General features: G+C 66.5%; 7 protein-coding genes and 1 pseudogene. 5 read left to right on the forward strand and 3 right to left on the reverse strand.

Going from position 1 to position 12,307, the window contains the following annotated elements; genetic code table 11:
• Nucleotides 1-11: 11 nt before the first annotated feature.
• A complete protein-coding gene (locus WKB88_RS00305; protein ID WP_341392549.1) occupies nucleotides 12-3,416 on the forward strand; it encodes a pyruvate carboxylase in 3,405 nt (1,134 codons plus the stop codon).
• A gap of 95 nt (nucleotides 3,417-3,511) precedes the next feature.
• The gene (locus tag WKB88_RS00310; protein WP_341392550.1) at nucleotides 3,512-4,933 is read left to right on the forward strand and encodes a mycothione reductase; all 1,422 of its coding nucleotides are present in this window, start codon (nucleotides 3,512-3,514) and stop codon (nucleotides 4,931-4,933) included.
• A gap of 69 nt (nucleotides 4,934-5,002) precedes the next feature.
• Here the strand turns inward: WKB88_RS00310 and WKB88_RS00315 are convergent, their stop codons facing one another.
• Complete coding sequence (locus WKB88_RS00315) at nucleotides 5,003-6,811, reverse strand: AMP-dependent synthetase/ligase (protein WP_341392551.1); 1,809 nt, start codon at nucleotides 6,809-6,811, stop codon at nucleotides 5,003-5,005.
• Between the two features lie 216 nt (nucleotides 6,812-7,027).
• Here WKB88_RS00315 and WKB88_RS00320 point away from each other — a divergent pair, with 216 nt between their 5' ends.
• Nucleotides 7,028-8,035, forward strand: a complete 1,008-nt coding sequence (locus tag WKB88_RS00320) for an ROK family glucokinase (RefSeq protein WP_341392552.1) — start codon at nucleotides 7,028-7,030, stop codon at nucleotides 8,033-8,035.
• A gap of 75 nt (nucleotides 8,036-8,110) precedes the next feature.
• On the opposite strand, the gene WKB88_RS00325 is transcribed toward WKB88_RS00320, so the two are convergent.
• Complete coding sequence (locus WKB88_RS00325) at nucleotides 8,111-8,734, reverse strand: hypothetical protein (RefSeq protein ID WP_341392553.1); 624 nt, start codon at nucleotides 8,732-8,734, stop codon at nucleotides 8,111-8,113.
• Nucleotides 8,731-9,492, reverse strand: a complete 762-nt coding sequence (locus WKB88_RS00330) for an alpha/beta hydrolase (RefSeq protein ID WP_341392554.1) — start codon at nucleotides 9,490-9,492, stop codon at nucleotides 8,731-8,733. Before WKB88_RS00330 ends, WKB88_RS00325 begins: the two co-directional genes overlap by 4 nt.
• A 167-nt stretch (nucleotides 9,493-9,659) precedes the next feature.
• Here WKB88_RS00330 and WKB88_RS00335 point away from each other — a divergent pair.
• Both WKB88_RS00335 and WKB88_RS00340 read left to right on the forward strand, forming a co-directional pair.
• Nucleotides 9,660-10,334 (forward strand): annotated as a pseudogene (locus WKB88_RS00335) (lysophospholipid acyltransferase family protein); the annotation flags it as partial.
• A 507-nt stretch (nucleotides 10,335-10,841) separates the two neighbouring features.
• Nucleotides 10,842-12,236 (forward strand): class II 3-deoxy-7-phosphoheptulonate synthase, encoded by a 1,395-nt coding sequence (locus WKB88_RS00340; RefSeq protein WP_341392555.1) that lies wholly within the window; start codon nucleotides 10,842-10,844, stop codon nucleotides 12,234-12,236.
• Nucleotides 12,237-12,307 lie beyond the last annotated feature (71 nt).

A 12,307-nucleotide genomic window follows, 5' to 3' on the forward strand; every position in this document is an offset into this window, starting at 1 on the left:
GCAGGAGAGCAATGTTCTCGAAGATATTGGTAGCCAACCGCGGAGAAATCGCGATCCGTGCCTTCAGGGCCGCCTACGAACTGGGTGTGAAGACCGTTGCCGTCTTCCCGTATGAGGACCGCAACTCCATCCACCGGCAGAAGGCTGACGAGGCCTACCTGATTGGCGAGGAAGGACATCCGGTCCGGGCATACCTGGACGTGGAGGAGATCATCCGCGTCGCCAAGGAATCCGGCTGCGACGCCATCTACCCGGGGTATGGGTTCCTCTCCGAAAACCCCCAGCTGGCCAGGGCCGCGAGGGAAGCCGGCATCACGTTCGTGGGCCCCGCCGCCGATATCCTGGAGCTCGCCGGGCACAAGGTCCATGCGCTGAATGCTGCGCGTGAAGCCGGGATTCCGGTCCTGCGTTCCACCCAGCCGAGTTCGGACCCCGAAAAGCTCCTCGCCGAAGCCGAGGACATCGGCTTCCCCATCTTCGTGAAGGCGGTGGCCGGCGGCGGTGGCCGCGGCATGCGCCGCGTTGACACGGCCAAGGACCTTCCGGATGCGCTGAACGCCGCCATGCGTGAAGCCGACACCGCCTTCGGTGATTCCACCGTGTTCCTCGAACAGGCCGTACTCCGGCCCCGCCACATCGAGGTCCAGATCCTCGCCGACGGCGAAGGCAACGTCATCCACCTCTTTGAGCGGGACTGCTCGCTGCAGCGCCGCCACCAGAAGGTCATCGAGATTGCCCCGGCCCCGAACCTGGATGAAGGCATCCGGCAGGCCCTTTACCGTGACGCGGTCAAGTTCGCTAAGGCGCTGAAGTATGAGAACGCCGGCACCGTGGAGTTCCTGGTGGACACGGTCGGCGAACGAGCCGGCCAGCACGTCTTCATTGAAATGAACCCGCGAATCCAGGTGGAGCACACGGTCACCGAGGAAATCACCGACGTGGACCTGGTGCAGTCCCAGCTGAGGATCGCCGCCGGTGAAAGCCTGGAGGATCTGGGTCTCCGGCAGGACGAACTGCAGGTGCGCGGCGCGGCGCTGCAGTGCCGCATCACCACCGAGGATCCCGCCAACGGCTTCCGCCCCGACGTCGGCAAGATCAGCGGCTATCGCTCCGCCGGCGGCGCCGGTGTCCGGCTCGACGGCGGCACGGTTTACGCCGGTGCCGACATCAGCCCGCACTTCGACTCCATGCTGGTGAAGCTGACCTGCCGCGGCCGCACGTATCCCGCCGCCGTCAACCGCGCACGCCGTGCCCTGGCAGAGTTCCGCATCCGCGGTGTCTCCTCCAACATCTCCTTCCTGCAGGCTGTCCTGGACGACCCGGACTTCATTGCCGGTGACGTCGCAACCTCCTTCATCGAGGAGCGCCCCGAGCTGCTCAGCGCCCGCGGTTCCGCGGACCGCGGTTCCCGGCTGCTGAACTGGCTGGCCGACACCACCGTCAACAAGCCGCACGGTGAGCTGCCGGTACACGTCAACCCCGCCGACAAGCTCCCGGGCGACCTGCCCGAAGTGCGGCCGGGATCGCGCCAGCGGCTGCAGGAACTGGGTCCGGAGCGGTTTGCCCGCGAGCTCCGGGAACAGCAGGCTCTGGCAGTCACGGACACCACCTTCCGCGACGCGCACCAGTCCCTGCTGGCCACCCGGGTGCGTACCCGGGACCTGCTGCTGGCTGCACCCGCGGTTGCGGCCCTGACGCCTGAACTGCTCTCGGTGGAAGCCTGGGGCGGTGCAACCTACGACGTCGCCCTGCGCTTCCTCGGAGAGGACCCCTGGGAGCGGCTGGTATCCCTGCGCAAGGCGCTGCCAAACGTCTGCATCCAGATGCTCCTGCGCGGCCGCAACACCGTGGGCTACACGCCGTACCCCACGGAGGTTGCCGAAGCCTTTGTCCAGGAAGCTGCCGATGCCGGCGTCGACATTTTCCGCATCTTTGATGCGCTGAACGACGTTGACCAGATGGAACCGGCCATCCGGGCGGTGCGCGCCACCGGAACCGCCGTCGCCGAAGTGGCCCTGTGCTACACGGCGGACATGATGAATCCGGACGAAACGCTCTACACGCTGGACTATTACCTGGACCTCGCCCAGAAAATGGTGGACGCCGGGGCGCACATCCTTGCGATCAAGGACATGGCCGGGCTGCTGCGGCCCGCTGCCGCAGCCAAGCTGGTGGCCGCCCTGCGGGAACGCTTCGACCTTCCCGTACACCTGCACACCCACGACACCGCCGGCGGCCAGCTCGCCACGCTGCTCGCTGCGGCTGAGGCGGGAGTGGACGCCGTCGACGTCGCCAGCGCTTCACTGGCCGGAACCACCAGCCAGCCTTCCGCTTCCTCCCTCGTGGCCTCGCTGGCGCACACCGACCGCGACACGGGACTCAACCTGGGTGCGGTCAGCGCCATGGAGCCCTACTGGGAAGCAGTGCGCCGGGTCTACGCTCCGTTCGAGTCCGGCCTGGCCGGGCCCACCGGCCGCGTGTACCAGCACGAGATTCCCGGCGGCCAGCTCTCGAATCTCCGCCAGCAGGCCATTGCGCTGGGCCTGGGGGAGCGCTTCGAGGCCATCGAAGACATGTACACCGCCGCGGACCGCATCCTGGGCCGCCTGGTGAAGGTCACGCCGTCGTCCAAGGTTGTCGGTGACCTCGCCCTGCAGCTGGTGGGCAGCAATGTCTCCCCGGACGACTTCGAGGAAAACCCGCAGAACTATGACATTCCGGATTCCGTCATCGGGTTCCTCAGCGGCGAACTGGGCAACCCGCCCGGCGGCTGGCCCGAGCCCTTCCGGACCAAGGCGCTGCAGGGCCGCACGGTCAAGGTGCGCGACGCCGAACTCACCGAGGTGGACCGCGCCGGCCTGGCCGGCGACTCGGCCACCCGGCGGGAAACACTGAACCGCCTTCTGTTCCCCGGCCCGGCAAAGGAGTTCGCCACCGTCCGTGAAACCTACGGCGACGTGTCCGTCCTGGACACCCGTGACTACCTCTACGGGCTGCAGCGCGGGCGCGAGCACGTGGTGGAACTCGAAAAGGGCGTCCGCCTGATCGCCACGCTCGAAGCAGTGGGCGAACCTGATGAAAAGGGCATGCGGCAGGTCATGACGACCCTCAACGGCCAGATGCGTCCGGTCATGGTCCGCGACCGCAGCGTGCAGTCCCAGGTCAAGGTAGCCGAGCAGGCCGACCCCGGAAACCCCGGGCACGTGGCGGCACCCTTCGCCGGCGCCGTGACCCTCACCGTCAAGGACGGCGAGGAAGTGGCTGCCGGAGAAACCGTCGCCACCATCGAAGCCATGAAGATGGAAGCCTCCATCACGGCCCCGGTGGCAGGCACCGTCTCGCGGGTGGCGATTTCCGCCGTCGAGCAGGTGCAGGGCGGGGACCTGCTGGTGGTTATCGACCCCAAGGACAGCTAGCCGGAGTACCGGCTGTCCCCGGACAGCGTGCCGGTAATTGAAGGTCCCGGGATCTGGAAGGATCCCGGGACCTTCGGCGGCTCTAGACTGGAACCGTGACTCATTTTGATTTGGCCATCATCGGCTCCGGCTCAGGCAATTCCCTGATCACCCCCGACTGGGACGGCAAAAAGATCGCCGTCATTGACGGGGGCACCTTCGGGGGGACGTGCCTGAACGTGGGCTGCATTCCCACAAAAATGTTTGTCTATCCGGCCCAGCTCGCGGCAGCGGGCACGGACGCGGCGCGGCTGGGCGTGGACCAGACCCTCGAGAAGGTGCACTGGCGGGAAATCCGCGACCGGATCTTCACCCGCATCGACTCCATCTCGGAGGGCGGGCGCCGCTACCGGGCCGAGGAGCTGGAGAACGTCACGCTCTATGAGCAGCACGTGCGGTTCGTCAGCGAACACGCCCTCGAAACGGAGGACGGGCAGCGGATTACGGCCGACCAGATCGTGGTGGCCGCCGGCTCCCGGCCGGTGCTGCCGGACATCCCGGGCATGGACCTGCCGCAGGTGCACACCTCGGACACCGTAATGCGGATTCCCGACCTCCCCGAACGAATCCTCATTATCGGCGGCGGGTACATCGCAGCTGAATTCGGTTTCGTCTTTTCTGCGTTCGGCGCCAAGGTCACCATGGCGGCGCGCTCGGGGCCGCTGCTGCGCGCGATGGACGCCACCGTCTCGGAACGCTTCACCGAAGCTGCCTCGCGGCAGTGGGACGTGCAGCTGGACACCCGGGTCTCGTCCCTGACCGAGAATCCCGACGGGTCAGTGCGGGCGCAGCTGCATGGGCCCGGGGGAGAAACCGGGATCGACGTGGACCTGGTGCTGGTGGCAACCGGCCGCGTCCCCAACACCGACCGGCTCGGCGTCGACGCGGCAGGGTTTGACCTGCGTCCGGACGGCCGGCTGGCCGTTGATGACTTCCAGCGTGTCTTGAAGGACGGCCGACCGGTCGACGGCGTCTGGGGGCTTGGAGACGTCAGCAGCGACTTCCAGCTGAAGCACGTGGCCAACCATGAGGCGCGGACCGTTTCGCATAACCTGGTGCATCCCGGCAGCCTTCGCGCGAGCGACCACAGGTTTGTGCCCTCGGCGGTCTTCAGCAGCCCGCAGATAGCATCCGTGGGCATGACCGAGGAAGAGGCCCGCCGGGACACCGAATCCCGGGGCGTGGAACTGGCCCTGGCAGTCCAGGAATACGGATCCACCGCCTACGGCTGGGCGATGGAAGACACCACGGGCTTCGTGAAGCTGCTCGCTGAGAAGGAAAGCGGCAGGCTGCTTGGGGCGCACATCATGGGCCATGAGGCGTCCATGCTGATTCAGCCCCTGATCCAGGCCATGTCCTTCGGGCTGGACGCCGCAACCATGGCGTCCGGCCAGTACTGGATTCATCCGGCCCTGACGGAAGTTGTGGAGAACGCGCTGCTGTCGCTGCGGACGGGCGCGGCAGGCACCGCAGCGTAGCCGCCAACACAGCAGAAGGGCGGGCCCGGAATTCCGGACCCGCCCTTCTGCTGTGGCCTGTGCCGGCTGTTAGACCTTCTGGCCGCTGTAGATGTCCTCCACCACGGCGGAAAAGTCCTTCAACACCTGCGCCCGCTTGATCTTCAGCGAAGGCGTCAGGTGACCGCTGGCCTCAGTGAAATCCGAGGGGACGACGCGGAAGACCTTAATGGCTTCGGCCTGGGACACGGTCTTGTTGGCCGAGTCCACCAGGGCCTGGAGTTCCTGCTGCAGCTGTTCCGTCTGCCCGGCTTCGGCCACCGTTGTGCCGGCCGGCAGCTTGTGGCGCTCCAGCCAGCCGGGCAGGGCCTCCTCGTCCAAAGTGATCAGGGCCGAGATGAACGGCCGCTGGTCGCCCACCACCACACACTGGGACACGATGGCATCGGCGCGGATGCTGTCCTCCAGGACCGCCGGGATTACGTTCTTCCCGCTGGCGGTGACAATGATTTCCTTCTTGCGGCCGGTGATTTTCAGGAAGCCGTCGTTATCCAGCCGGCCGATGTCTCCGGTGTGGAACCAGCCGTCTGTAAAGTTGTCGGCCGTGAGGTCCGGCCGGTTGTAGTACCCCTTCATGACGCTGACCCCCTTGGTGAGGATCTCGCCGTCGTCGGCGATCCGCACGGCGTTGCCCGGCAGCGGTGCGCCGACGGTGCCGATCTTGGTCAGCTTGGGGGTGTTGACGGTAACGGGAGCCGTGGTTTCGGTCAGGCCGTAGCCTTCCAGGACCGTCACGCCGATTCCGTGGAAGAAGTGGCCCAGACGGTCGCCCAGCGGCGCGCCGCCCGAGATCGCATACTTGACCCGCCCGCCCATGGCAGTCCGGATCTTCCCGTAGAGAAGCCTGTCGAAAACGGCGTGCTTGACCTTGAGACCCAGCGGGACCTTGCCGGCTTCCTGTGCCTTGGACCATTCGATGGCAGTCTTGGCGCCGGCGTGGAAGATCTTGCCCTTGCCGCCGTCTTCGGCCTTGAGCATGGAGGAGTTGTAGACCTTCTCGAAGACGCGGGGGACCACCAGCAGGAAATCGGGCCGGTAGCTCTGCAGATCCGGCAGCAGGTTTTTCACGTCGGCGGTGTGCGCCACGGTGGCGCCGGAGGCCACGCACAGTACCGAGATGAACCGCGCGAAGACATGGGCCAGGGGCAGGAACATGATGGTCTGCGCGCCCTCGCGGCACACCTCGGGCTGGGCCGCGGCGGCATTGCGGGAAAGGTTCACGAAGTTGCCGTGCGTCAATTCGCAGCCCTTGGGCCGGCCGGTGGTCCCCGAGGTGTAAATAATGGTGGCCGTGTCGTCCAGCGTGGCCTTGGACCGGCGGGCGGCAAGTTCCTCGTCGGAAACCGCCGCGCCGGCGGTGCGGAGCTCATCGAGTCCGGGGCCGTCGATCTGCCAGACGTTCTTCACCGTCCCGAGGTCTTCCTCGACGGCCGCCTGGCGCACCACGTTCTCGTGGCGGGCAGCTTCGACGACCACTCCGACGGCTCCGGAGTCGCTGAGGATCCAGGCGACCTGGGACGGCGAGGACGTTTCATAGATCGGGACGGAGACGGCGCCGGCAAACCAGAGCGCAAAGTCCACCAGAGTCCACTCGTACCGGGTGCGGGCCATGATGCCCACCCGGTCTCCCGGCTGGACACCGGAAGCGACGAACCCCTTGGCAAGGGCGCGGACATCCTTCAGGAACTCAGTGGCGGTAACCGGAGCCCAGGCACCGTCCGCTCCCCGAACCGAAAACAGGGGCGGGTTGGAGGGCTTGGCGGCCTGCTCCAGCAGTAGATCGGTGATGTTGGACTCCAACGGTGATTCCACCAGAGGGGGAACACTGTATTCACGCACGATAGCTCCTTTGATATCCGACTGGCCGGCAGACGTTTGCGCAGACATTAACACCCAGCCTATAGCGTAGATCACATTAAATACCGGTGAGTAACTTCTCGAACCAATAACGCTTTCGCGGCAGGAGCGGCCGAAGAATACACTTGGTTGTTGATGCGTCCCGTTACCCCAGCGCCTGTTCCCCGTTCCGCCCCTCTTCTCTGGCAGCGCCGCGCCATGGAGCCCTTTCCCGCCCGCCGTCCCATCCGGTTGCCTAACCGGATGCGCCGCCGCGGGCTGGCCATCGGCATTGACATCGGCGGCACCAAAGTGGCGGCAGGGCTGGTCGACGGGGACGGCCGGGTTATTGCCGAGGCCCGCCGCTCCACGCCCGGCCAGGATCCGCGCGAGGTGGAATCCGTCATCGTGGACCTGGTGCGTGAACTCTCTGCCAACCACCACGTCTGGTCCGTAGGCATCGGCGCCGCCGGCTGGATGGACCTGGCCGGCAGCACCGTGCTGTTTAGTCCCCACCTGGCCTGGCGCAACGAGCCGCTGCGCGAGAATCTCGAGCGGCTGCTGCGGCGCCGGGTGTATCTGGTTAATGATGCCGACGGCGCTGCCTGGGCTGAGTGGCGCTTCGGCTCCGGCCTGGGACAGAGCCGCATGGTCTGCGTGACCCTGGGCACCGGAATCGGCGGTGCCATGATCATGGACGGCCGGCTCGAGCGGGGAAGGTTCGGCGTAGCGGGCGAGTTTGGCCACCAGATCATCATGCCCTCCGGCCAGAGGTGCGAGTGCGGAAACCGCGGATGCTGGGAGCAGTATGCTTCCGGAAATGCCCTGGGCCGGGAAGCACGGGAACTGGCTGCCGCGAATTCTCCGGTGGCGCAGGAACTGCTGCGTGCCGTGGACGGAGACATCGGCAAAATCACCGGGGCAGTGGTAACCCGGATGGCGCTCGAAGGCGACCAGGCGTCGGTGGAGCTGCTGGAAGAGGTGGGGCAGTGGCTTGGGCTGGGGCTGGCCAACCTTGCTGCCGCGCTGGATCCGGGAATGTTTGTTGTCGGCGGCGGCCTGAGCGCCGCCGGCGACCTGCTGCTGGAACCCGCCCGCAGGTCCTTTGCCCGCAACCTGACCGGCCGCGGGTTTCGGCCCGCGGCGCGGCTCGAACTGGCCGCCCTCGGGCCGGCTGCCGGCATGATCGGTGCCGCTGACCTGTCCCGGATAGCTGCCCGGCGCTGACACCGGAACCAACCGGCAGCCGCCGTACGCTGTGCCGGCACCGCGGAAGCGGGTCCGGCAGGCCTGCGATGAGGCCTAGACGGCGGCGCCGTCGTCATCGCGGTGCTGCGGCAGCCGGAAGAGCAGATACGCGGCAGACGCCCCGAAGAGGGCAATCACGCCCAGAATGACCGCCACGGGAGCGCCGCGCCAGAACATGGCGAACAGCAGCAGCAGGAGCGGCCCGCCCAGGGCCCCGATCCAGGCCAGGACCACAAGTGGCTCGCCGGTGCTGAACGCCGGAGGCTCAGGCGGGACAAATTCGCCCTCCGACTCGAGTTCTTCCGGTTCGTCATAGTCGCGCGGCCCCCGCGGCGGTACGGGACGAAACGGCTGGTTGTCAAAAATGGCCCGGGTGCGCTCGGCGGGGGAGCGGGGGCCCGAACCGGCGGGGGAGCTGCCCGCTCCCGCATCCGGCTGGCCGGTTTCGCCGCTGCTTCCTGCCGTCCCCGCGGGCGGCTGCGGTGTTCCGGCGGCAGGCGCGCCGGTTACTGTGCCTGCCTCTCCCGGAAGGCCCCGGGGGCCTTCCGCTGTCCCGGGGCCCGGAGCGCCCCGGCCGCCGTGGGTTTCATCGGCCGGCATGTTCTCCAGCCGGGACACCAAATCCAGCCAGACGGCGTCATCGGTGGATTCGTTGCGTTCCGGTTCGCGTTCTTTCATGCTGCAGCACCTGCGCTGATCCTTTGGATGAACTGATGGGAACGGTCAAAAATTAAGGGTGCATCATGGTCCATGGTGGCCACGTGGTAGCTGTTTTCCAGCGAAACCACTTCCAGCCCGCTGCCCAAGTACCGCCGCAGGACATCCATGCTGGACTCCGGGACCACCGGGTCCACCGTGGACCGGAAGGCGAGGACAGGCGCGGTGATGCGCGGCAGCGCCGCCGTCGTATCCCGGAACAGCCGCATCAGCTGGTGCACTCCGCCCACCGGAGTCCGCGGATAGGCGCCTTCATCCTGGCCCTCACGCTTGATGTTGTTCGCAATTGCGGGGACGGACTTCATGACGTATTTCAACAGCCCGGAATACCGCGCCCGCGGGTCGTTTATGGTCAGCCCCGGGTTCACCACGGTTACTCCCGCGACGGGACGGTGGGCTGCCAGCCGCAGGGCAAGCGTTCCTCCCATGGACAGTCCGGCGGCGAAGACCCGGTCGGTGCGCTCCTCGAGCTGCTGATAGGCGCGGTCATAGGCGTCGTACCAAAGCTCCCAGGGGGTGCGGGCCAGTTCCTGCCAGGTGGTTCCGTGTCCCGGAAGCAAGGGAAGGCTCACGGCGTACCCCTGATCGGACAAATGCCGCGCCCAGGCCGCAAGGCTGACGGGCGAACCCGTAAAGCCATGGCTCAGGAGCACTCCGGTGCCGGCGTTGGCGCCTTGCCCGTCACTGGTGAAGGCGGCCGCGCCCGATGGGGAAGTCATAACACTATGGTTGCATCCACCAGCGTGTTTTCCACCCCTGCAGCGCCCAAAGTTGCGATGCCGATGAGCTCCAAAATTCAGCGCGGCCGGGTGGGCGCATAGAGTAGGAGTTGGGGAATCCAAACCGGGTCCCTGATTTGTTATGTCCGGACGGGAGAGCTGGCTACGTGTTCTATTGGGTGATGAAGACTATTTTCATCGGGCCGGTGGTCAATCTGCTCTTCAGGCCCTGGGTCAAAGGCATGAACAACGTGCCCGAAACGGGTCCGGCGGTGCTGGTGAGCAACCACTTGTCCTTCTCGGACTCGATCTTCCTGCCGCTCGCGGTGCCGCGTCCCGTGAGCTTTCTGGCAAAGTCGGAGTACTTCACCGGCAAAGGCCTCAAGGGCAAGCTCACGGCTGCCTTCTTCCGGCTCACCAACCAGCTGCCGATGGACCGTTCCGGCGGCGCGGCATCGGCAAGTTCCCTCAGCGCCGGAGTTGACGTCCTGGAAAACGGCGGCCTGCTGGGAATCTATCCCGAAGGTACGCGCAGCCCGGACGGTCGGCTGTACCGGGGAAAGACCGGTGTTGCCAAGCTGGTCCTGAAAACAGGAGTTCCGGTTATTCCGGTAGCGATGATTGGAACCGACAAGGTCCAGCCGATCGGCCGGAAGATCCCCAACATCCGCCGCATCGGGATCATTGTCGGCGAGCCGCTGGACTTTTCCCGCTACGCCGGAATGGAGAACGACCGGTTCATCCAGCGCTCCGTAACCGATGAAATCATGTATGAGCTGATGCGCCTGTCCGGCCAGGAATACGTGGACGTGTACGCGAGCACCATGAAGGAAAAGCAGGCTGCGGCCCGCAAGGTTTCCAAGGGAGCTGAGGCCCGCAGCGCGGCAGTGCGCCTTCCCGATCCGGGCACTCCCGGCGGAGCAGCGGGGGAATCCGGTCCGGTTGCCGCGCGTGCCGTGGAACCCGGTGGCCGGACCCGCCCGGCAGCGGGGCATTCCAGTGATGGAGGTGCGGGGAGCACCCCCAACTCTTCGGCCGCTTCCGAACCGGAGGCCGTGCCTGCCGAAGCACGGGAGGGGAAGACCGCAGCCCCGCCCACCCGGAAATCAGTACGAAAGCCCGGCACCGTCACGACCATTGGCCGCCGCCGGAAAACTCCGCCGGTTCCGCCGGCCGCCGCACCGCCGGCCGCCGCGGGCGTGGAACCCGAGGGCAACGAACCCCACAGCGCTTAACCGGCCGGGGGCCTGCGGGCACCTGCCGGGAGTGTTTCGGACCAGGGCGCTCAGGTTACGCCGGGCGGTGTGCGGCTTCTGCCCCGGAGGGGTGCAGACAGTACCCTTAAAGACGTGACTTACACTCCTGTAGACAACGCGTCAGATTTTTCCACCGTCCCACGCCCGGGCGCGGCGGAGTATCCCGGCCTCGATGACTGGCGGTCCCTGCCGGCACTCCAGCAGCCGTCGTGGCAGGACCATCCGGGTTATCCGGCCGCAGTGGCCGAACTGTCGAAGGTTCCCCCGCTGGTCTTTGCCGGAGAAGTCGATATTCTCCGGGACCGGCTGGCTGCCGCAGCCCAGGGCAAGGCCTTCCTGCTGCAGGGCGGAGACTGTGCGGAAACGTTCGATGCCGCAACGGCCGACAAGATCAGTGCCCGGGTGAAGACCATCCTGCAGATGGCCGTTGTCCTGACCTACGGCGCTTCGCTGCCCGTGATCAAGATGGGCCGGATGGCCGGGCAGTTCGCCAAGCCGCGCTCGTCAAACGACGAGACCCGCGCAGGTGTGACGCTGCCGGCCTACCGCGGCGACATGGTCAACGGCTATGAGTTCACGCCCGAGTCCCGCGAGCACAACCCGGCACGGATGGTCCGTGCCTACCACACGTCAGCTTCGACGCTGAACCTCATCCGCGCGTTCACGCAGGGCGGTTTTGCCGACCTCCGGCTGGTGCACCACTGGAACAAGGGATTCACCGCCAATCCCGCCCACTCGCGCTACGAATCACTGGCCCGTGAAATCGACCGTGCCGTGCGCTTCATGGATGCCTGCGGCGCGGATTTCGAAGCGCTCAAGCGCGTGGAATTCTTCGCCAGCCATGAGGCGCTGCTGCTGGACTACGAGCGTGCCCTGACCCGCATCGATTCGCGCACGGGGAAGCCGTATGACACTTCGGCGCACTTCCTCTGGATCGGGGAGCGGACCCGCGACCTCGACTCGGCGCACGTGGAGTTCCTGTCCAAGGTCCGCAACCCGATTGGCGTCAAGCTCGGACCGGGCACCAAGCCCGAGGACGCACTGGCCCTGATCGACAAGCTGGATCCGGACCGCGAACCGGGCCGGCTGACGTTCATTACCCGCATGGGTGCCCGGAACATCCGAGAGAAGCTGCCTCCGCTGGTGGAACGCGTTACCGCTTCCGGAGCCCAGGTCCTGTGGGTCACCGACCCTATGCACGGCAATACGGTTACCTCTCCCAACGGCTACAAGACACGCAACTTCGACGACGTGATGGACGAAGTCCGCGGCTTCTTTGAAGTGCATAACTCGCTGGGCACCTTCCCGGGCGGCCTGCACGTGGAAATGACCGGCGACGACGTCGCCGAGTGCCTGGGCGGCGCCGATCCCATCGACCAGGAGGCATTTGTTGAGGGCTACGAGTCCGTCTGCGACCCGCGCCTGAACCACATGCAGTCACTGGAAATGGCGTTCCTGGTGGCCGGGGCGCTCTCCCGCCAGGGTTAGCCGGCAGCAGGCCCCGCAGCACTGAGGGGACGGTCCGGGAAATATCCCGGGCCGTCCCCTCTTCCGTCCCG

The organism is Arthrobacter sp. G119Y2, from assembly GCF_038069765.1.
Lineage (GTDB): Bacteria > Actinomycetota > Actinomycetes > Actinomycetales > Micrococcaceae > Arthrobacter_B.